The sequence below is a fragment of the Planomonospora sp. ID67723 genome, from assembly GCF_015711605.1.
Taxonomy (GTDB): Bacteria; Actinomycetota; Actinomycetes; order Streptosporangiales; family Streptosporangiaceae; genus Planomonospora_A.
The window spans coordinates 540,065-559,229 of record NZ_JABTEZ010000005.1; the positions used below are offsets into that span (position 1 = coordinate 540,065).

The 19,165-nt window shown below is 72.3% G+C and carries 20 protein-coding genes, 2 tRNA genes and 1 pseudogene; 7 read left to right on the plus strand and 16 right to left on the minus strand.

Features of this window, described 5'->3' with window-relative positions:
- Positions 1–77 precede the first annotated feature (77 nt).
- The 10 genes from HS041_RS33305 to HS041_RS33350 all read right to left on the minus strand — a co-directional run bounded on the left by HS041_RS33305 (position 78) and on the right by HS041_RS33350 (position 8,193).
- Positions 78–1,787 carry a sialidase family protein gene (locus HS041_RS33305; RefSeq protein WP_196444817.1) on the minus strand — a complete coding sequence of 570 codons (1,710 nt, stop codon included), beginning with the start codon at positions 1,785–1,787 and terminating at the stop codon, positions 78–80.
- 182 nt (positions 1,788–1,969) lie between these two features.
- Positions 1,970–2,042: transfer RNA gene (locus HS041_RS33310), tRNA-Arg, on the minus strand.
- Between the two features lie 30 nt (positions 2,043–2,072).
- Positions 2,073–2,145, minus strand: a tRNA-Met gene (locus tag HS041_RS33315).
- Between the two features lie 195 nt (positions 2,146–2,340).
- Positions 2,341–2,868 carry a GNAT family N-acetyltransferase gene (locus HS041_RS33320; RefSeq protein ID WP_196444818.1) on the minus strand — a complete coding sequence of 176 codons (528 nt, stop codon included), beginning with the start codon at positions 2,866–2,868 and terminating at the stop codon, positions 2,341–2,343.
- Positions 2,869–2,941: 73 nt separating this feature from the next.
- The gene (locus HS041_RS33325; protein ID WP_196444819.1) at positions 2,942–3,418 is read right to left on the minus strand and encodes a GNAT family N-acetyltransferase; all 477 of its coding nucleotides are present in this window, start codon (positions 3,416–3,418) and stop codon (positions 2,942–2,944) included.
- A gap of 33 nt (positions 3,419–3,451) precedes the next feature.
- Positions 3,452–4,498 carry a DUF5685 family protein gene (locus HS041_RS33330; RefSeq protein WP_196444820.1) on the minus strand — a complete coding sequence of 349 codons (1,047 nt, stop codon included), beginning with the start codon at positions 4,496–4,498 and terminating at the stop codon, positions 3,452–3,454.
- 201 nt (positions 4,499–4,699) lie between these two features.
- Entirely contained in the window at positions 4,700–5,173 is a 474-nt protein-coding gene (locus HS041_RS33335) for a hypothetical protein (RefSeq protein WP_196444821.1), read from the minus strand.
- Between the two features lie 66 nt (positions 5,174–5,239).
- Positions 5,240–5,740: a cellulose binding domain-containing protein gene (locus HS041_RS33340; RefSeq protein ID WP_196444822.1), complete on the minus strand. Its 501-nt coding sequence runs from the start codon at positions 5,738–5,740 to the stop codon at positions 5,240–5,242.
- A gap of 66 nt (positions 5,741–5,806) precedes the next feature.
- Positions 5,807–6,865: a lytic polysaccharide monooxygenase auxiliary activity family 9 protein gene (locus HS041_RS33345; RefSeq protein ID WP_196444823.1), complete on the minus strand. Its 1,059-nt coding sequence runs from the start codon at positions 6,863–6,865 to the stop codon at positions 5,807–5,809.
- 293 nt (positions 6,866–7,158) lie between these two features.
- Positions 7,159–8,193 (minus strand): ROK family transcriptional regulator, encoded by a 1,035-nt coding sequence (locus tag HS041_RS33350; protein ID WP_196444824.1) that lies wholly within the window; start codon positions 8,191–8,193, stop codon positions 7,159–7,161.
- A 116-nt stretch (positions 8,194–8,309) separates the two neighbouring features.
- Here HS041_RS33350 and HS041_RS33355 point away from each other — a divergent pair, with 116 nt between their 5' ends.
- Positions 8,310–9,494 carry an MFS transporter gene (locus HS041_RS33355; protein ID WP_196444825.1) on the plus strand — a complete coding sequence of 395 codons (1,185 nt, stop codon included), beginning with the start codon at positions 8,310–8,312 and terminating at the stop codon, positions 9,492–9,494.
- A 29-nt stretch (positions 9,495–9,523) separates the two neighbouring features.
- On the opposite strand, the gene HS041_RS33360 is transcribed toward HS041_RS33355, so the two are convergent.
- Complete coding sequence (locus tag HS041_RS33360) at positions 9,524–9,916, minus strand: SRPBCC family protein (RefSeq protein WP_196444826.1); 393 nt, start codon at positions 9,914–9,916, stop codon at positions 9,524–9,526.
- A 112-nt stretch (positions 9,917–10,028) separates the two neighbouring features.
- On the opposite strand from HS041_RS33360, the pseudogene HS041_RS38955 reads away from it, so the two are divergent.
- From HS041_RS38955 to HS041_RS33370, 3 genes and pseudogenes are all read left to right on the plus strand, one after another.
- Positions 10,029–10,289, plus strand: a pseudogene (locus tag HS041_RS38955) (hypothetical protein); the annotation flags it as partial.
- Positions 10,290–10,394: 105 nt separating this feature from the next.
- Entirely contained in the window at positions 10,395–10,814 is a 420-nt protein-coding gene (locus tag HS041_RS38960) for a 2'-5' RNA ligase family protein (RefSeq protein ID WP_230880186.1), read from the plus strand.
- Between the two features lie 83 nt (positions 10,815–10,897).
- Complete coding sequence (locus tag HS041_RS33370) at positions 10,898–12,502, plus strand: GGDEF domain-containing protein (protein ID WP_196444828.1); 1,605 nt, start codon at positions 10,898–10,900, stop codon at positions 12,500–12,502.
- A 55-nt stretch (positions 12,503–12,557) separates the two neighbouring features.
- Here HS041_RS33370 and HS041_RS33375 read toward each other — a convergent pair whose 3' ends face one another.
- Together HS041_RS33375 and HS041_RS33380 are read right to left on the minus strand one after the other, a co-directional pair.
- Complete coding sequence (locus HS041_RS33375) at positions 12,558–14,417, minus strand: N-6 DNA methylase (protein ID WP_196444829.1); 1,860 nt, start codon at positions 14,415–14,417, stop codon at positions 12,558–12,560.
- Between the two features lie 125 nt (positions 14,418–14,542).
- Complete coding sequence (locus HS041_RS33380; RefSeq protein ID WP_196444830.1) at positions 14,543–14,923, minus strand: hypothetical protein; 381 nt, start codon at positions 14,921–14,923, stop codon at positions 14,543–14,545.
- 240 nt (positions 14,924–15,163) lie between these two features.
- Between HS041_RS33380 and HS041_RS33385 the strand changes: the two genes are divergently transcribed.
- Positions 15,164–15,403 (plus strand): hypothetical protein, encoded by a 240-nt coding sequence (locus tag HS041_RS33385; protein WP_196444831.1) that lies wholly within the window; start codon positions 15,164–15,166, stop codon positions 15,401–15,403.
- Positions 15,404–15,640: 237 nt separating this feature from the next.
- Here HS041_RS33385 and HS041_RS33390 read toward each other — a convergent pair whose 3' ends face one another.
- On the minus strand, positions 15,641–16,102 hold the full coding sequence (locus HS041_RS33390; protein WP_196444832.1) for an ATP-binding protein: 462 nt from the start codon (positions 16,100–16,102) through the stop codon (positions 15,641–15,643).
- Positions 16,103–16,455: 353 nt separating this feature from the next.
- Between HS041_RS33390 and HS041_RS33395 the strand changes: the two genes are divergently transcribed.
- A complete protein-coding gene (locus HS041_RS33395) occupies positions 16,456–17,217 on the plus strand; it encodes a hypothetical protein (RefSeq protein ID WP_196444833.1) in 762 nt (253 codons plus the stop codon).
- A gap of 34 nt (positions 17,218–17,251) precedes the next feature.
- On the opposite strand, the gene HS041_RS33400 is transcribed toward HS041_RS33395, so the two are convergent.
- Positions 17,252–17,614 (minus strand): VOC family protein, encoded by a 363-nt coding sequence (locus tag HS041_RS33400; protein ID WP_196444834.1) that lies wholly within the window; start codon positions 17,612–17,614, stop codon positions 17,252–17,254.
- Positions 17,615–17,812: 198 nt separating this feature from the next.
- On the opposite strand from HS041_RS33400, the gene HS041_RS33405 reads away from it, so the two are divergent.
- Complete coding sequence (locus tag HS041_RS33405; RefSeq protein ID WP_196444835.1) at positions 17,813–18,496, plus strand: sulfotransferase family protein; 684 nt, start codon at positions 17,813–17,815, stop codon at positions 18,494–18,496.
- 76 nt (positions 18,497–18,572) lie between these two features.
- On the opposite strand, the gene HS041_RS33410 is transcribed toward HS041_RS33405, so the two are convergent.
- Positions 18,573–19,082 carry a DinB family protein gene (locus HS041_RS33410; RefSeq protein ID WP_196444836.1) on the minus strand — a complete coding sequence of 170 codons (510 nt, stop codon included), beginning with the start codon at positions 19,080–19,082 and terminating at the stop codon, positions 18,573–18,575.
- Positions 19,083–19,165 lie beyond the last annotated feature (83 nt).

Below are 19,165 nucleotides of genomic sequence, written 5' to 3' on the forward strand. Positions count from 1 at the left end.
GAGGGGGCGCACGGGCCGATGCCGTCCGGCCTGTGGACGACTCCGGCCCCGCGCTCGCCCTGTGGACGGTCCGGACGTCACATCTCCGGGAGGGCGGGGGAGAGGCGGGTCCACTCGACGGTGGCCGCGGCGGCGTTGCCGCCCGGGGTGCCGGTCACCCAGTGGGTGAGCTGCGGTGAGTCCCGGCTGTCCTGGACCACCCAGACGGCCCCGGTGTCCGCGCCGTCGCGGTACAGGCGGGCGACGCCGGAGCCGTCCACGGTCGCCCGCCAGGTCGCGAGCCGCCCGGCGCCGTCCAGCGCGTGGATCCGCTCCCAGACGGACGAGCCCTTCCGCATCGTCCACACCCCGCTCCGCTGTACGGCCAGCATCAGCCGCCTGGCCCCGTTGGCGACCTTCGCGCCGAGGCAGACGCCGTTTCCGGTACGGGGGTCCAGCGCGCTGTCGTCGTCCACCCGGCCCCGGAACTCCAGGACGAAGTCGCAGCTCCGGCGCACGTCGAGCGGGCAGGTGGCGCCGCTGGCCGCGGTGCCGGCGCTGCGGAGCGCGAACCCGCCGCCGGAGGTGCGCCGCGCGCCGCCGTACAGCTTCCAGCTCCCGCCGAGCAGGTCGCCGGAGAACCCCCGGGAGATGTCGAGCCCGGCCACCTTTATGTTGATCTGGTTGTGCTCCCAGACGACGAAGAACCTTCCCGGGGCGTACTCGTCGGCGCTCGGATAGACGTCCCAGCCGCGCGCCGCCCCGCGGGTCAGCCGCCTGCCGTCGGCGAAGAGCCGCCCGGGGCCCCACGGCTCGCCGGGCCGCCGCACCTTGTAGTGGAGGACCTCCCGGTACTGGTCCGGTTTGCTCTCCGGCGGCCCGGTGAACGGCCCGGCCAGCGTGTTGTAGATCGCCAGGTGGCGGCCCTCGGAGTCGCGGGTGAAGAACGTCTTGACGTAGTAGTTGGGGAGGTCCTCGTCCAGAGTCATCGGCGACCAGGTCAGCCCGGCGTCTGCGCTGGTCGCGGTGGCGCAGTGGGTGGCGCGGACCCGGTAGTAGGCGTCGCGCTCGGCCGCCGACGCGCCGCCGCGAAGATCCAGCGTGCGCGCGACCATGACGAGCGCGCCGGGGTCGCCGGAGGAGAGCGCGATCTGCGGTTCCTCGACCGCCACGCCGGGCGGGTTCTCCGCGAGCCCGCCCGACCTCCACGTCCGCAGGTCCGCCGAGCGCAGCACGCCCGCCCGGGTGGTCCCGCCGGCGTGCCGCCAGTACGGCACCAGCCAGTGCCCGCCGTGCCGCAGCGGTTTCCCCGCGACGACCACGCCCCTGCCGTTGTCCGGCACGTCCACGGTGATCGGGAAGTCGGTCCAGGTGCGGCCGGCGTCGGTGCTCCGGCGCATCACCAGCGCGGTCGGGAAGCCGTCCACGTTCCCCCGCCGATCCCGGTCCCGGTCGACGACGATCAGCCCGAGCAGCGCGTACAGGACGCCGCCGTCGTTGAGGAAGACCACGTAGTGGTAGCGGTGCTCGGCGGTCGCCTCGGCCAGCGTGCCGACCGCCCAGGTCGCGCCCCCGTCCTCCGACCGGGCGCACATGATCGCCCCCTGGTCCTTCGGGGAGGGGTCGCGGGCGTCACGCACCCCGGCCCGCCAGCCGACCACCAGCCTCCGGGCGTCCAGCGCGACGATGTCGGGGACCCGGTTCCCCTCGTGGGCGAGCTCGCCGTCCGGGGCCCGCTCGGCCTTCCCGTACACGGTGACGGGCGTGCTGACGTGCGTTCCGACGACGTCGGTCTCCGGCCATGGCATGCGTTCCAGCCAACATGCGGCAGGTGACCCGGAGGTTGCGGGAAGGTGACGCCCGTGCGGCCACCGCGATGGACCGCATCTTCGACGCCGACCAGAAACCACAGCCGCGCGGTCAGCCGCCCAGCAGACCGCGAAGGCCGCTCCCGAAGTTGGGGAGCGGCCTTCTGCCTCGTGTTTTCCGGTGCCTCCGGCTGGATTCGAACCAGCGTCCTCCTGCTCCGCAAGCAGGCGCGCTCTCCTCTGCGCCACGGAGGCCGGGCCCTTCCCGGGAAAGGGGAGAGCCGGTGGCGGGTGTGGGAATCGAACCCACCTGGAGCGGCTTATGAAACCGCCGGGCACGCCAGCGCCCCCACCCGCCGGGAATGCGAAAAGCCGCCCCGGGAACATGTCCGGGACGGCTCGCACACGACGTCGCCAATCGTCACATGCGAGCCCACCCGGGCATGGTCATTCGGCGTCGGATTCGCATTCTTCTTCCCTTTCCGTGGTGTTTCCGAGTCGATCGTGCCGCGCCGGGACGTCCCGGCGCAACACGTTTATCGAGGCTGTGCGCTCAGCCGATCAGTTCGCCTTCCAGCATGGTCATGAGAATCATGTCGTGCCATTTCCCGTCGCGGCGGAACGCGTCGCGCTGCCTGCCGTCCCGGGTGAAGCCGACCTTCTCGTAGACCCGGATCGCCGCGGTGTTCTCGGCGACGGTCCACAGGGCGATCGAGTGCAGCCGCATCCTGTCGAAGCCGTACCGGCAGATCTCCCGGGTGGCGTCGGTGCCGTACCCCTTGCCCCAGCAGTCCTTCTCGCCGACGTAGATGTCGAATTCGGCGAGACCGATCTCGGGTTCGGTGTCCCTCAACCGCACGAGCCCGACCAGCCTTCCCTCATCGAGGGTCTCGATCCCGAGGAGCACGTCGCCGTACGAATTCCGCTCGCGCTTCTCGAACCGCGCGACGGTCTGGGCCAGCGACGCCGGATAGCCGTCGTCCATCCAGCGCATGACCTCGGGATCGCTGTTCCAGCGCCACAGCGCCTCGGCGTCGGACGGTTCCATGGCGCGCAGCCGTACGAGCTTTCCGGTCAGCACCGATGCGCTCCGATCATCAGGGGTTGCCGATCGCAGCGATTCGTACCAGGCCCCGTCCGCGGGAATCAACCGATTATCCGCCGGCCGCGGCCAGCTTCTCCAGGGCCGGGCCGGTCAGCCGGTAGCGGTCCCACTCCTCGACGTCCACCGCGCCGATCGACCGGTAGAACTCGATGGCCGGAGTGTTCCAGTCCAGCACGGACCACTCGAACCGGCCGTATCCGCGTTCCACGCAGATCCGGGCCAGCTCGGTCAGAAGCGCCTTGCCGTGCCCGCCGCCGCGGTGGCGGGGGTGGACGAAGAGGTCCTCCAGGTAGATGCCGTGCCTGCCCTGCCAGGTGGAGAAGCTGAGGAACCACACGGCGAATCCCGCCACCTCGTCGCCGTCGACGGCGAGGTGGCAGAAGAGCTTGGGGTCCGGGCCGAAGAGGGCGTCACGCATCTGCTCGGGGGTGGCCTCGACCTGGTCCGGCGCCTTCTCGTACTCGGCGAGTGCGTGGATCATGTCGACGATGGCCGGCACGTCGGCCGGCGTTGCGGGGCGGATCATGCCTAGAGTCTAGGAGCGGCCGGTTCCGGGAGGTCAGTCGCAGCAGGAGCAGCAGTCGCACTCGCGGAGATAGCAGCGATCTTCGCACGGCCAGCCCTTCTTCCTGCTCCACCGGGGGCGCCACATCCCGCACGTGAGGAAGGTAGCCGCCCCGGCCGCCGACTTGCGCACCCAACCCGGCCGCTCGTAGGAGGCCGCCGGGGAGTGGCCGAAGGTCCGCTCGACCGCCCGCCGCACCTCGGTGCCGAGCAGCACGTCCACCAGGTGGCGCTCCTGAAGCTCCAGCTCCCGCAGGGCCAGGGTGAGGCCGTGCACGGCGTCGTCGCAGAGCCGCCGCGCCTCCAGGCGGGTGGTGCCCGTGGCGGTCAGCGGGTTGAACGCGCCTCGCGCCTCGTCGTCGTCCCGGTCCTCGACCGCGTCCAGCAGGTGGGCGATCCGGCCGAAGAACCGGCCCGCCTCGGTCAGGGCCCCGGCATTGCCCGGCCGTCCGGCGAGCACCGCCGTATGGGCGAACGCCGCCGCGACCGCTTCCTCCGCGGGGCGGGTCAGTTCGAGCAGGGTGACCGGACGGCGTCCGGCCTCGCCGGAACCGGGCGGGAGAGCGGCCCGGCGCTCCAGGTCGAGCTGCCGGTCCACGGTGGAGACCAGCACGGCGGTGTCGAAGCCGACGCCGGACGCCAGCCGTGCTCCGCCCGCCTCCCAGCGGGCCGCCAGGCTCCTGCGGGCCGGGCCGGTCGCGGCGGCGACGTCGCCGTCCGCCACCCGGTCGCGGATCCTGCCCGCGGCCAGCACGAGCGAGACCGCGGCCGCCAGCCGCACCCCCTGCGCCCGGGCGTCCACCACGTCGGCGGAGCGGAGCCCGCGCAGCGCGCACGGGCCCGCGGTCCGGTGCGGGGAGGCCGACGGTGACTGGGCCTCGGTGAGAACCGAGATGATCAGGGTGTCGTAGTTGGTGGCCAGCCGAGCCCCCTGCCCCTGCCCGTCCCGCAACGTCAGGCACAGCCCGCACAGGTGCGCCCGCCACGCCTCGCGGAGGGACGGGCATCCGTGCTCACTGCAGGGGCGAACGATTCCGAACACGCGACCTCGCAACGATTGGAGCGATCTATCCGCAGAATTGAGGGAATGCTATGCGGAAACCGGTCGATCCGGTGCGGGCCTCACCGCCGGACCCGGGCGGTCACGTCGGCTGATCACTCGCAGGCGACCCGCGCTCGTCGCCCCGGGCGCGCGGGCGCTCGCCTCCGCCGGTTCCGGATCCGTGTGAGGTCGCCAAAGGCGTCACGCCGCCATCAGCGGCGCGAGACGGCTGCGTGTCCGCACGTTGAGCAAGGGCTCGATCTTGGCGAACTCTTCCCGGGCTCCTTCCGGGTACGGCCCGCGGAGAGCCGCCTGCCAATGGGTGTACGCCTGCTGCGGGTCATGGAGTCCGAAGTCGTGCACGCTGTGCAGCATGGCCAGGTCCGTATTGAGCCGCTGCTCGACGTAGCCGTCATCGTCGTAGACGAAGTAGCGGAACTCCGCGTAGTCGTAGATGACCCCTTCCGCCGCGTGCCCGAAATGGTTTTTCGCCAGATGCAGCGCAAGCAGCCGCTCCCAGCCGTACCGGTACTCGCGGGCGTCATCGCGTTGCAGCGCCGCCTGCAGATCATCGTCCGGCGGCACGTCCAAGATCGCGTGAAGGTCGCCTACGCGGGCCGCGGCGGCGAAGCGGGCCAGCTCTTCCTCGTTCCAGCTCCAGGGTCGGTCGGTCATGGCGGCATGCTAGGCCGGGGACGAAAGGGGCCACCAGCGCGGCGTAGCTCGTTCTGCCGGGAGTCCTCAGCCGCAGGTGATCTCGGTGAAGGCCGGGGGCGTGGCGGCGGCGCCGACGAAGCCGATGCCGGAGGCGGTGGCTCCGGGAGCCAGGACGGGGTCGCCGGCCGGGGCGTGGATCATCGCGATGGGGCCGCTCTGCATGGGCGTGCCCTTCCAGGCCTGGGTGATGGTCGCGCCATGGGGGAGGAGCCACTGGATGTACCAGTCGCGCATCGGGCGGCCGGTCGTGTTGCTGATCGTCGCGGTGCCCCGGTAGCCGCCCGGCCAGGATTCGACGAGCGTGAGCGTGGCCGTGCACCCGGCGGCCGGACTCGCGGGCGAGGCCGGTGGGAGCCGGTGTGCGGAGGCGTGCCGGGGCGTGGCGTTCCCGCCGGCGCAGGCCGCCGCGACCAACGCCGTCGCCGCGACGAGGAGGGCGGCGCCCAGGAACGCCGCGGTCTTTGCGCCGGGTGCGTACGGCCTGCCGCCGGATGCGCCGTACGGCCTGTCGCCGGATCGGGTCACGGTGCGCCTCCTCCCGGGCGAGGGACGGTCCCGGCCGGGCGGGCCGGCCGGGACCGCCGGGTGTGGTCAGGGGCTGGTACAGGTGAGGACGGGCGAGCCGCTGGTGCCGCTGCCGGTGAACCCGAAGGTGGTCGAGCCGCCGGCCGGGACGGTCCGGTTCCAGTCGGCGTTCTTGGCCGTGACCGTGGATCCGGAGACCGTGTGGGTGGCGTTCCACAGGCTGTTGACCGCGCTGCCGCCGCTGAGCGTCCAGCCGACGGTCCAGCCGTTGATGGCGGCGGTTCCGGGATTGCGCACGGTGACCTCCGCCTGGAACCCGCCCGACCAGGAGTTGACGGTCCGGTAGGCGGCGGTGCAACCGGCGGGGTCACCGGTCGGCGTCGCGGTGGGGGTCACGGTCGGGGTCGGGGTGGGCCCGGGGCGGCCGACCCCGGTCACCTCGCCGTTTCCGCCGTCGAAGACGACGTCGGAGCAGTTGTAGAAGGTCTCGGCGCTGTCGGAGCGCTTCCACACCGAGTAGACGATGTGGCGGCCGGACTTGCCCGAGGGCAGGGTGGCGTTCCAGTAGTAGTGGGCGTCGTTGGTGCCCGGCGAGCCGACGCTCTGCGGGTGGTCGGCGGTGTGGAAGGGCTGTTCCTCCAGGTCGTCCCAGGTGAGCGGCCGGGTCGGGTCCCAGCCGTCCTTGGTGACGTAGAGGTAGAACCAGCCGGGGTGGGCGGCCCACTTGTTGTACCGGAACTGGATCTGCGCCCCGGAGGTCAGATGGGTCACCGGCCAGTCCTCGTGCGCGAGGTCGAACCCGCTGAAGCCGGGGTTCCCGCCGCTGCACAGCCGGCCGTCGGGGACGAAGCCGCGGGTCCGCCCGGCGCCGTCGGAGCGCAGCACGCTGAACCAGTTGTAGAGGGAGTTGGCGCCGCTCTGGGCCACGGCGGCCGAGCAGGCGGGGTTGATCGGGACGATGTTGCCCTGCGGGGAGAGCCCGTCCTGCCAGCAGAAGAAGGTCCGGCTGCCGGGCACCATCATGGCGCCGTGAGCCGAGGCCGTACTCGGCACGAGAACGACCGCGAGAAGCGCGGACATGAAGGTGACCACGCAGGCGACGGTGATACTTCGCCAGTTGCGCACGGGAATGACCGACCTTTCGGAACGATGGATTACCGATCGATGCAGCGAAGCGCTCACGCGAATCGGACTCTAGGCCGGGGGTCCGGGAGGTGTAAACGACAAGGTCGCGCGCGGTGCCTGAGGCCGGGCCGTCCACGCAGCTCAAACGGCTGGTACGGCGGGCGAAGCGGATGAAAGATTCATGTCGGAGGGCGTAGGGGCGGTCATCGTCATCCGTGCGGAAAGGGAAGCGGGAGCCGTTCGCCCTGATATCGGAGAAGGCACGGGAAAGGCGTTCCGCTCCGCGTGGGGCGTTATTCGGAAACGCCTCCGAAGACGTTCCGGTGGGCGATGGACAGTGCAGTGAAAAGCGCGCCGCCGAGGACCGCGTTGCCCTCCACCGTGCTCGGGCGCACCTGGGTCGGGACGGGCGACAGGTCGGCGAGGCGCTCGCCGACCCGTACCGCGAGCGCGTCCCCGCCGCGGTGGCCCGTCTCCCCGCCGAGGACGACGAGGCCGGGGTCGAGGACGGCGACCGCCGCGAAGGCGACCTCCGCGATCCTGGCCGTGGTGATGTCCGGATCGAGGCCGCGCAGGGACTTCGCGCCCACCAGGTCGCAGAAGGGGGTGCCCGACAGCCTGAGCAGGCCGATCTCGCCGGCGCCGCCCGAGACGCCGCGCCGCAGCCGCCCGCCGAGGGTGACCGCCGCGCCCACCCCGTCGTCCAGCCAGAGCAGGACGAAGTCCTCGTGTCCCCGGGCGGACCCCGCGCGATGCTCGGCGACGGCGGCGAGGTTGACCTCGTTCTCCAGGGTCACCGGGGCGCCGATCCGGCGGCTCAGGACCTGCAGGAGGTTCGGTCTCCAGCCGGGCACGCCGTTGTCCGCCGCCAGGTGCCCGGCGCCCGGATCGATCATGCCGGGGGCGCCCAGCACGACCGCGTGCATCGCCCGGGAACCGGCCGCCTCCGCGACGGCGTCGACGACCAGACCGGCCAGGTCGTCGTCCGGGCACAGGGGCCGCACGGCGGAGCCGACGGTCCGGCCGGTGATGTCGGAGACGGCGACGTTGACCGCGTCACGCCGGATGTCGACGCCGCCCACGTGGGCGCGGTCGGCGACGATGCCGTACAGGCGCGCGTTCGGCCCCCTGCGGTCCTCCCCGCACTCTCCGGTGACCTCGATCAGCCCGTTGACCCGCAGCCGCTCGATCAGATCGGAGACGGTCGGGCGGGACAGGCCGGTGAGCGCCCGCAACTGGGGGGCGGTCAGCGGGCCGCGCTCCAGCAGCAGGTCGAGGGCGAGGCGATCGTTGATCGCTCGGGCCATCTGCGGCGTCGCGGTCTTCATGCGGTCGTCACGGCTCTCGGCGGGGTCGCGGTCGTCATGCGTCGATTATCCGGATCCTTTGAGCTTGCTGGATCTCCTCTTTTAATCAGGGAGCCTACCTGTTAATTTCTTGACCCATGCGTACCGATGCTCAACGTGCCAGGATCGCCGTGGCGGCGGTGTTCGCCGTGCACGGCGCGGTCTCCGGCAGTCTGGCGACCCGCATCCCGTGGCTGCAGGACCACCTCCGGCTCACCCCCGCCGAGCTGGGCTTCGCCCTCTTCTGCCCGGCTCTCGGCGCCTTCGTCGCCATGCCGATGGCGGCCCGTCTGGCCCACCGCTACGGCGGGCGCCCGGCCACCCGGGTCCTGCTCGCCCTGTGGTGCGCGGCACTGGCCCTGCCCGCTCTCGCTCCCGGGCTCGCCTGGCTGTGCGCCGCCTTCCTGCTGTTCGGCGCCGCCGCCGGCATGTGCGACGTCACCATGAACGCCCAAGGAGTGATCGTCGAGCGGCGGCTGGAGCGCTCGATCATGTCGGGGCTGCACGGCATGTGGAGCGTGGGGGGCCTGGCGGGCGCCGGGGCCGGGGTGGTCGCCGCGCAGGCCGGGATCGACGCCCGTCTGCACCATGCGGTGATGGCGCTGGTGCTGCTGGCCGCCGGCGCCGCCGCGGGCCGGGCCCTGCCCGACACCCGCCCGGAGCCCGGCGAGCAGGCTCCTCCCCGCTTCGCCGTGCCCTCCCGGGCGATCCTCGCCATCGGCGCGGTCGGGTTCTGCGCCACCTTCGCCGAGGGCGCCAGCCAGAACTGGGCCGCCGTCTACATCAAGGAGGTCGCGGGGGGCGGCGACGGAGTCGCGGCCGCCTGCTATGCGATCTTCGCCCTGTCCATGGCGGTCACCCGGCTGGCCGGGGACCTGATCGTCCGCAGGCTCGGGCCGATCGCGACCGTCCGCCTCGGCGGCCTGCTCGCCACCGCCGGCGGGATCGTGGTCGTCGCGGGCCGCACCCCGCCGCTCGGGATCGCGGGCTTCGCCCTGCTCGGTCTGGGCGTCGCGGTGGTCGTCCCGCTGACCTTCGCCGCCGGGGGCAACGCCACCGCGGCACCCGGCCAGGGGGTGGCGGGGGTGGCCACGATCACCTATCTCTCCGGGCTGATCGCCCCGGCGGCCACGGGCTGGATCGCCCACGCGACCTCGCTGCCCGCCGCCTTCGGCCTGATCGCGGTCATCACACTGGCGGGCGTGCTGCTGGCGGGGGCGCTGCGCCCCCGCCCCGCGCCGGCGCCCGCGGCGGCGGCCGTCGCGAAGCCCGCGGTGCTCTGACGGGGCGCGGCGCGCTGGGCGGGACGAGACTAGGCCCGGACCATCTCAGCCAGCCGCTCCAGGCTCTTCTCGAGCTCGTGGTCGATCTCGTCACCGGGAGGAGCGTTCTCCTCGTCGAAGAAGGACAGATGCACGGTCACGTCGCTCGCCTGGTCGCTGATGCCCGCCACCTGCAGCCAGCCCGCGTAGCGGCCGTCGTCGCGGGTGCCCCACTCCACCCGGAGCTGGTCGCGCTGGGCGCGGAACAGCCCGCGCTCGTCCTTGCCGGTGCTGTCCTCGTGCACGGTCACCGAGGGCGGCTCCTCCCCCCGCACGTGCAGGTCGTGCGGGAGCCAGCTGTCGAGCTGCTCCAGGTCGCAGGCCCGGTCGAAGACCACTTCGGGCGGGGCGGTCATCGTGCGGGAACGCTCGTATTCGCTCATCGGTCGTCACTCCTCGATTGGGAACTCGCTGGGCACTTACCCCGCCGATCCCCGTCCATCCATGGCCGCACGGGTGCGGGCTCCTCCGGTGCACCCCTTCGAACCGCGGCTCCTCAAGGGCACCGGCGAGAACGCCCTCGGCGGGTTCTTCAGCGGTCTGGCCGGACAGGCCTGGGTCGACTGGCTGTTCATGCTCGGCCTGCTCGGCGTCGGCGGCGCGCTCCTGCTGGGTGCGGGGCTGCGGATCGCGGCCGGCGCGGTGATGATGCTGATGATGTGGGCGGCCTCGCTGCCGCTGGCCACCAACCCGTTCATGGACGACCACATCGTCTACGCCGTCGTCCTGGTCGGCCTGGCCCTGGCAGGCGCTGGCTACGCTTCAGCCATGGTCGCCGCTCTGGAACTCTACCTCGATCCGGTCGCCGAGAAACGGATCAGGACGTTGTGGGACGCGCTGGCACGGGCGGGTGTCCCGACCATGCGCGACCTGCTCAAGGGCCGGCACCGCCCGCACGTCTCGCTGATCGGCGCCCCCGAGCTGGACGGCCCGGGTGTGGCCGCGGCGCTGCGCGGCATGGAGATCGCCGTCCCGCTCGACCTGCGCTTCGACTTCGTCGGGCAGTTCCTGGGCCGGGTGCTCTGGCTCGGCCCGGCCCCCACCGCGGAGCTGCTGGCCCACCACGCGGCGGTGCACGCGCGGCTCGCCGGGGCCGGGATCGACGGCTTCGAGGTCTACCGGCCGGGGCGCTGGATACCGCACTGCACGCTCTCCATGCGCGTGCCGTTCCCCCGGCTGCTCGACGCGATCCGGTTGTGCATGGACGTGCTGCCCATCGAGGCGACCGTGACCGCCGCGGCCGTCGCCGACCACGCCCGGGACGTCTTCGTCCCGCTGTGAGCCGGGCGACATGCTCAGCTTCGCCGGTGCACCGCCGATGGGCAGGCGAAGGTTCGCGTGGACGGCTTCGGCAAGGCGGTGACATGGTGGTCGTGTTCGGGTTGGTGGCGGTGTTCGGGCTGGCGGCCCTGGTGGCCGCCTCCGTCGCCGCCGTGGGTTGGCGCCGCCAGCGTGAGGCGCCGGTGTTCGGGGTGCTGACGTTCTTCGCACTGGGCGTCGCCGCGTGGGCGGTCTCCGACGTGGTCAACCTCCTGGTCGCCGACCCGGGACAGGCGCTGCTGTGGGGCAGCCTCTTCATCCCGGCGGAGTCCGTCGTCGTGATCGGCTTCTTCTTCCTGGCCTCGGCGGTGATGGACCGGACCTGGCGGCTCCCGTGGCGTACGGCGGCGCTGCTGGCCGTCGAGCCCGCGATCGTGGTGTTCCTGCTCGCCACCAACCCCTGGCACCACCTGTTCTTCGCCGGAGTCGAGCGGGTGGGCTGGCAGGGCGAACTCGTCCTGCAGCTCGGGCCGCTGTACTGGGCGCACATCGCCTACAGCTACCTGGTGCTGATCGCCGGCATGATCCGCGTGGAGCGGGTCCGGCGCAAGATCCCTCGGGGACAGCGCCGGATCTACAACTGGACGCTGGGCACCGTGCTGCCGCCGACGGTGATCAACCTGGTCGGGCTGCCGCTGGAGAACCAGATCGCGGACCTGACCTCGATCGGCTTCGTCTTCTCGGTGATCATCGCGTACCGGATGGTGGCCCACCCGACCCTGCCCGAGCAGATCCCGGTGGCACGCCGGCAGGTCTTCGACACGCTCGCCGACGCGGTCGTCGTGGCCGACCGGTCCGGCCGGATCCTGGACCACAACGCCGCCGCCCGCCGGTTGGTGGAGCGGGTCCGCCCGGCCCTGGAGTCCGGGCTCACGGGGGCGCCGGTCACCGAGGTCTTCGGCCGGGACGTGCCCATGGCCGAGGACGCCGTGGCCGACCAGGTCCTGGTCGGTGTGGGCGGCAGCGGCGTCGATCTGCACCTGCGGACCAGCCCGCTGCGCGACCGCAGGGGCAACTGCATCGGCTGGGCGCTGACCGCCCACGACATCACCGAGGCCAACCGGCTGCGCCGGCAGGTCGAGGAGGCCAACACCCTTCTGCGTGAGCAGGTGGTGCGGGACGCGCTCACCGGCCTGTACAACCGCCGCCACCTGACCGACATGCTCCCGGCCCTGCTGACCGGCTCCATCGAGGGGGAGACCCCGCTGAGCCTGGCCGTCGTCGACATCGACCACTTCAAGCGGGTCAACGACACCTACGGCCACGCCTCCGGCGACGCCGTCCTGATCCGCGTGGCCCAGATCCTGGCCACCAGCGTCCGCTACGACGACCTGGTGGCCCGCCTGGGCGGCGAGGAGTTCGTGATCGTCCTGCCCGGGATGTCCCCGGAGGCGGCCCGGACCCGCCTGGAGAAGCTGCGGGAGTCGGTGGCCGCCGCCCAGACCCGGACCGCCGGCCACCAGCTGTCGGTCACCGTCAGCATCGGCGCCGCCGCCTTCGACGGTGAGCAGACCGCCACCGAGCTGCTCGAGGCCGCCGACGAGGCCCTCTACACCGCCAAGCGGCTGGGCCGCGACCGCGTCGAGCAGGCGGTGCCCCGGCCGGGGAACGCCGGCCCCTCCTCGGCCGCGACGCGAGAGACGGCGTGACCGGCCCGGCGGTGTGACCCGCCCTCCCGGGGCCGTTCTCGCAGAGCCGCCCGGTTCACGGGAGGGGGTCGAGCACCCCGGTGGCCAGGCCGCGGGCGATCGCCTCGGCGGTCAGGCCGGCGCCGGAGACGAACTCCCGGAGCTCGGCCTCGAACACGAAGATCTTCCGGAAAGCGGCGCCGTACCGTGCCTGATCCGCCAGGTGGATCCGCGGCACCCGGGCCCGGCGCGGGTCGAAACGGGTCGAGCCCGACTGGGTGCCGAGCGCCGTGACGGGGGACAGGGTCCTGACGAACCCGGCGACGAAGAACGGGTCGAGCCGATCGGGATCCGGTCTCAGCAGGGTGAGCCGGGGGCCGAGGAGCAGGCCCGGCTCCTCGACCACCACGGTCGCCGGCGAGGCCCCGCGGGTGGCCGCGACCACGTCTCCAGGTTCGAGCCGGATCCGGCCCTCGGGACCGGTGCGCGTCCGCACGGGCTCTCCGTCGAAGACGTGGCGGTCGGTCAGCACGAGATCGCCGGAATGGTCGATCTCGTAGCGCCCGGCCTGCCGGATCGTCAGCGCCCCGGTCCGCTCCAGCTCCGACAGCGAGACCATCGGCAGCTCCCTGCCGGCTCCCGGAGCGGCCTCGGGGACCAGGGCCGGGAACCGCCCGAGCCTGCGCAGCAGGTCCTCACGGCAGGAGAGGTAGTCGGCCGTCGTGATCTGCTCGCCCGGCCCGAGATGACGGGCGGGGGTGATGTCGACGTCCTCGTCCATCAGCTCGATGACGGGGACCGTACGGCTCCGGCCGGGCCGGTCGAGTCCGGCCTCGGAGTCCGCCAGGAACGCCCGCCACTGCTCGGCGACGGCGTCGAAGGTCGCCGGATCGGCCTCGGCCATCAGCACCCGCGACGGGGCGCGGCTCTCGCCGGCGGGCTTGCGCAGCACCCACACGTGCACCGGGAGCCCGGTGCCCGAGGCCATCTTCGGGGGCAGGCCGATGACGGCCCGGAGCACGCCGCGCCGCAGCAGGTTGCTGCGGATGCGGCGGCCGGAGCGGCGGTTGGCCGCGATCGCGGGCATCAGCAGCACCGCGAAGCCGCCCGGGCCCAGATGGGCGAGGGCGTGCTGGACCCAGGCGAGTTCGGACTCGGTCTTGGGCGGCAGGCCGTATTCCCAGCGCAGGTCGCCGGTGAGCTCGTCGTAGCCCCAGTTGCGCTCGTTGAAGGGCGGATGGCACACGACGGCGTCGACCGTCAGACCCGGCCAGGCGTCCCGCCGCAGCGAGTCTCCCGCCTCGACCCGGCCTTCCACCCCGGTCAGCGCCAGCCGCGACCGGGCCAGCCGGGCGAGGGAGGCGTCGTGCTCCTGCCCCAGAGCCCGCTCCACCCCGGCCGTCCGGGCCGCCGCGGCGAGCAGGGCACCGAGGCCGCAGGCGGGGTCGAGCACCGACCGGACGGCCGGACCGGCCAGCCGCACCATGAACTCGGCGACCTCGGCCGGGGTCTCGGACAGCCGGCGGGAGTGCACGTCGGCGTAGCGGTCGAGCAGGAAGTGCGTGGCCTCGGCCGTGCCCCGCTCCCGGGCGTACTGCCTGATCAGCTCCCACGCGGCGGCCGGGACGACGTGCGGCCTGTCGCGGCCGTGCAGGAGCTCGGCGGCCTCGGCGACCACCTCGCCGAGGCGCAGGTCGGCGGCGGCGGTGCGGATCTGCTGCCAGGCGCGCTCCTTCAGGGGCAGCTCCTCGACCTTGCCCTGCTCCAGCAGCCACGCCTCGACGGCCCTGAGGGAGAAGGCCGGACTGGTCGCGGTCCCTCCGACGGGCGCGGGGAAGTCCTCGTGCCGGCGCCGCCAGTTGCTCACGGCCGCGCGCCCGACCCCCGCCATCCGAGCGATGTCGGCGGCGGTGACGGTCGCCTCGTCCCCTGACACCGTCAGCCTCCCCTTCCGTCTCGACGCGTGGACACCAACGTACCCTGACGGCGCGTCGTCCGAGAGATCGGATCGTGTATCAGATTCACGCTGAGGAGACGGTGGAACCGGGCGGCGGAGCGGCCCTACTGATGCCGGGGCTTCTGAGGACCCGTCTGGGGCGCGGGCCCGCGGCGGGAGGCGGCGAACACCAGGGTGCCCGCGGCGACGAGGACGAAGGCCCCGCCGGCCATGGCCCAGGCGGCCGTCCGCTGGGAGGAGTGTTCCTCCTGGTTCGCCTCGGCGAACCCGGCCCACCTGCCGGCTTCCTGGGTCAGCTGGTCGTACCGGGCCGGATCGCTCTCCTTGACGGCGTCGGCCTCGCGAAGCGTCTGCTCGGCCTCGTCGAGGTGGCTCTCGATCCGCGCGCCCGTCTCGCTCGCCCTGGAGAACGGGACGGTGCTCACCGCTCCCACGACCAGGCCCAGCAGCAGCAGTGCGATCCCGAGCCACGCCTTGCGTCCCACCGATATCACCTTCCGTACCTGTTCATCCACGACCGTGTGCCTCCGCGGAGCGCACAGCTCCCGGGCCTGCGGTGAGGGCGGCGGAGTCCCGCTCGCCGCCGTGACACGGTATCCGTCCGGCCCGCCTGGTCACGCCCGCCGTACGGGGGACCGGACCTCCCTCTGTCGGGCGATGACAGTCGTGGAGTTATATCGGACAACGCGGGGTAGGGGGCAATATATCGGGATAAAGGGGGAGACATGGGTGGAAGGAAGATGGAAGGCGACGAGAATCAGCGGCGTCAGGCGGCCCGCGAGGCGCGCAGGTCGGGCAAGAGCCCCAGCGGGGAGAACGTGACGAAGGGGGCGTCCAAGCAGAGGCAGTCTCGGCCCAAGAGCGAACCGCACCACCACGAGGAGCGCCAGGCGTCGCCCCAGCGCGGCAAGCAGCAGGGCGTGCAGAAGAGCATGCAGCCCAACTCCAAGCCTGAGTACGGCTGATCCGTATCCGCTCCACCGGCGGGAACGGGACGTGGGCCGGTCTCGGCCGGATGCTCCTGGCGCGATGTCGGGAATCCGGGGACCTGCCGTAAGTGCCCGCGGATCGAGCCGGTTCCCGGTGATGCCGGGAACCGGCTCGATCCGTGCGACCGGCCCGCAGGAGCCCGTGGAGCCGGGCGGCCCGTATCGGGTCCCTTGTCGGGTCCCCTTATCCGTGTCAGGGCCGTTTTCCGGGGTTCAGGACCAGGCCGCCAGCTGGAACCAGACGGACTTGCCGTACGAGGTGAGCTTCCAGCCCCAGGCGTGGGAGAAGGTCTCGACGATGGCGAGTCCCCGGCCGGAGACCGCGAACTCGTCCGCCTCCCGCATGCGGGGGATCGCCGGGCAGGGATCGTGGACGTTCACCGACAGCAGCTCGCGTTCGCGGCTGACCGTGACGCGGATGGTGCTCGTCGCCGGGTCGTCGGCGGTCCCGTGGACGAGGGCGTTGGTCGCCAGCTCCGAGGCCAGGAGTTCGGCGAGCTCTGGAACGTCCCCGGCCGCGCTCCAGTCGAGGGCCGTGTCCCGCACGAACCTCCGGACGGAGGACACGCATCTGCCGTCGCGCGGTATCCGCTTCTCGCCCAGCACCACAAGGGCGGGATCAAGCGGGAGGCGATGGCCGACCGGTGCCGCATACGCCCTGACAGTCGCCTCCACGGCCTCTCCTTCTCTGCCGGATTCCGGGTGGTCGTTATGACGAGGACTAACTACCCCGGGTAGTCGAATGGTTACCGGATTTCGGCGGCGGAGTTCATCTTCGCATCATGGAACTCCGGCAGGAAGAGCATCGTGCTCGACGCATACTCATCTCAGGCGATATGGGGCAGACGGCTGTGCCACTACAGGAAAACGGCAGGTCTTAACCGGCCATGATGAGCGAGAGAATGCATTTCAGACCTTGCCGCTTACGGACGGCATGAGGCGTCTCGTCTTCGGATTCTCCCCGCCGGACGCGGCAGGCGGTGGAGGTCGCAGGGTCGGGCTCCTCTCCCGGCGGCCATAATCGAGGCGTGGACGAGCCCTTCACCGTTGGTGACCTGACCCTCACCGCCGACGTGAGCCCCGCCGACTGGGTGGTGGCGGCGGTTCGCGAATTCGACGACAACAACGTCGGGTGCCTGGTTCCGCCGGTCTTCGCAGCCTATGCGCGGGTGTTCCATCCGGCGTACCGGGGGGAGGGGGAGAACCCGCGGGAGGTGCCGTGGGCGGAGGTGGCCGGGGCCAACGGGCGGCTGGCGCATCCGGCGATGCAGTGGCCCGCCATCACCGGCTCGTGGCGGTTCGTCTACGACGACGACCAGCCGGGGCTGTGGGACCACCCGCCGGTGGAGGGCTCGCTCCCGGTACGGCAGGCGGCGCAGTTGGCCGAGCTGCTGGCCGCGCACACCGCCACGCCCGAGCGCTGCTGGTTCGCCGTGTGGGACGGCTTCGGCAACCTGAACCTGCCGGTGGAGGACGGGAAGATCCCGAGGGTCGAGATGCCCGCCCGGCCGATGCTGCTGTTGTCCGGGCCGCTGTCGGCGGCCGCCACCTCGCTCGACGCGACGTCGTGGTGTGATCAGCGGGCCAGCCTGTGGTGGCCGGAGGACCGCGCCTGGTGCGTCGCCACCGACGTGGATCTCATGACCACCTACGTCGGCGGCACGGAGGAGTGCGTCACGGCGTTGACGGCCGACGGCGGGCTGGAGGCCATGGAGATCGGCGTGGACCAGCGGCTCGGGTGGGACGGCGACCCGCTCAACCCGCTGCCTGAACCGGGGCCCGGCGGATGAGCGCGCCCGGCGTCCCCGGCCCGCATCCGGTGCCTCACGCCGGGGGCTCCCAGTAGGTCTCCACCCGGTGGCCGTCGGGGTCGGCGCACTTGAAGGCCACGTAGGCGGGCCCGTCGTAGTGCTCGTCGACCGCTATCCCGTCGGCGCGCATCCGGGCGAGCAGGGCGCGCACCTCGTCGGGCCCGGCGAGCCGGAAGCCGAAGTGCAGGAAGGCGGGGAGCGGGCCCACCTCCTGGCCGCCGTGCAGGGCCAGATCGAAGCCGTCGGCGTTGCGGACGATGACGGTGCCGTCCTCGTAGCGCTGCGCGGTGGCGGGGTCGAATCCGAAATAGGTCTCGTAGAACCGGAGGCTGCGCCGGGCGTCGCGCACGGGCAGGCCGAGATGGGTCAGATGCATGCGCCCAGCGTGCGGCGGCCCGCAGCCTCCGGCAAGGGATTTTTACCCCTTCCGCGGCCCCGGCCCGGTGGTTCCGGGCCGGGGGCCGCCCGCCGCCCCGGCATCGGTGAGGGGCCCGTCCAGGCTTGCCGGTCCCGTCGGCCGATGGAAGATTGTGTGCGTACGTGTCAGCAGTTCCCGAGGGGAATGGCGGCGATCATGCGGGTCATCGGGGCGGGCTTCGGCCGTACCGGGACGCTCTCGTTCAAGACGGCGCTGGAACGGCTCGGATTCGGGCCGTGTCACCACATGACGGAGGTGATCGAGAAGCCGGTGCAGATCCGCCGCTGGCTCGACCTGGCCGAGGGGCGGCCGGTGGGCTGGGACGACCTGCTGGGCGGCTACGACTCCTGTGTGGACTGGCCCTCCGCCGCCTACTGGCGCGAGCTCGCCGAGCACTATCCCGGGGCGAAGGTCGTTCTCACCGTGCGGGACCCGGACCGCTGGCTGGCCAGCATGAACGCCACCATCTTCAAGCGGCGCGAACGCGGAGGGACGCTCGCCGGCAGGGCCGTCCTGCGGTTGTCGTCCCTGCTGGGCACCGACTTCGCGGCGTTCGTGAAGATGACCGGGCTGATCGTGGACGAGCGGGTCTTCGGCGGCGGGGGAACAGACGCGCAGAACGCGCTGAAGGTGTTCCGGGCGCACATCGAGGAGGTCAAGGCGGAGATCCCGCCCTCGCGGCTGCTGGTGTTCGACGTCCGCCAGGGCTGGGAGCCGCTGTGCGGGTTCCTCGGCGTGCCGGTGCCCGACGAGCCGTTCCCCCGGGTCAACGACGCCGCGCACTTCGAGAGGATCAGCCGGTCGAAGGTCGGCCCCATGATCCTGCGGCGGAGCCGGTAGAGCAGCCGGGACCCGGCGCCGGGCGGTTCGTCGCGCATGCCGCCGGACCGGTCCCGGACGGCTCACCGGGCACGGCCTACCCCATGGTCTTCGCACCGTCCAGGGACTCGCGGAGGATGTCGGCGTGACCGGCGTGCTGGGCGGTCTCGGCGAGGACGTGCAGCAGGACCCGGCGGACCGACCAGCGCGCACCCGGCTCGAACCACGGCGCCTCGGGGAGCGGGTGGGAGACGTCCAGGTCGGGGAGTGACTCCACCAGCTCCGCGGTCTTCCGGGCCACCTGTTCGTAACGGTCGAGCAGGCCGGCCAGCGTCTCACCGTCGAGCATGCGGAACTGGCCCTCCCAGTCGATCGGCTCGCTCTCCATCGCCTCGGCGCCGCCGGCCGCGAACCGCATCCACCTCTCCTCCACCGCGGCCACATGCTTGATCAGGCCGCCCAGGCACAGCTCGCTGGCGGTGGTGCGCAGCGCCGCCTGCTCGTCGGTCAGCCCCTGGACCGTCTGCCGCAGGAAACCGCGGTGCTTGGCCAGCGTCTGCAGCAGGTCGGCGCGCTCCCCGGTCATGATCTCGTCGTGCGTGGTCATGCTCTCCGCCCTTCGGTGTCGTTCAGCCGGTCCAGGCTATGACCGGCGGCCGACATTTCCCGCGCGCCGGCCGGAGCCGACGC

Bases quoted from the DNA above. Each gene is read 5' to 3' on its own strand.
- HS041_RS33305 (WP_196444817.1), bottom strand. From the start codon at position 1,787: ATGCCATGGCCGGAGACCGACGTCGTCGGAACGCACGTCAGCACGCCC.
- HS041_RS33325 (WP_196444819.1), bottom strand. From the start codon at position 3,418: ATGATCCGCCCCGCAACGCCGGCCGACGTGCCGGCCATCGTCGACATG.
- HS041_RS33335 (WP_196444821.1), bottom strand. From the start codon at position 5,173: ATGACCGACCGACCCTGGAGCTGGAACGAGGAAGAGCTGGCCCGCTTC.
- HS041_RS33350 (WP_196444824.1), bottom strand. From the start codon at position 8,193: ATGAAGACCGCGACGCCGCAGATGGCCCGAGCGATCAACGATCGCCTC.
- HS041_RS33355 (WP_196444825.1), top strand. From the start codon at position 8,310: ATGCGTACCGATGCTCAACGTGCCAGGATCGCCGTGGCGGCGGTGTTC.
- HS041_RS33360 (WP_196444826.1), bottom strand. From the start codon at position 9,916: ATGAGCGAATACGAGCGTTCCCGCACGATGACCGCCCCGCCCGAAGTG.
- HS041_RS38960 (WP_230880186.1), top strand. From the start codon at position 10,395: ATGCGCGACCTGCTCAAGGGCCGGCACCGCCCGCACGTCTCGCTGATC.
- HS041_RS33370 (WP_196444828.1), top strand. From the start codon at position 10,898: ATGGTGGTCGTGTTCGGGTTGGTGGCGGTGTTCGGGCTGGCGGCCCTG.
- HS041_RS33385 (WP_196444831.1), top strand. From the start codon at position 15,164: ATGGGTGGAAGGAAGATGGAAGGCGACGAGAATCAGCGGCGTCAGGCG.
- HS041_RS33400 (WP_196444834.1), bottom strand. From the start codon at position 17,614: ATGCATCTGACCCATCTCGGCCTGCCCGTGCGCGACGCCCGGCGCAGC.
- HS041_RS33405 (WP_196444835.1), top strand. From the start codon at position 17,813: ATGCGGGTCATCGGGGCGGGCTTCGGCCGTACCGGGACGCTCTCGTTC.
- HS041_RS33410 (WP_196444836.1), bottom strand. From the start codon at position 19,082: ATGACCACGCACGACGAGATCATGACCGGGGAGCGCGCCGACCTGCTG.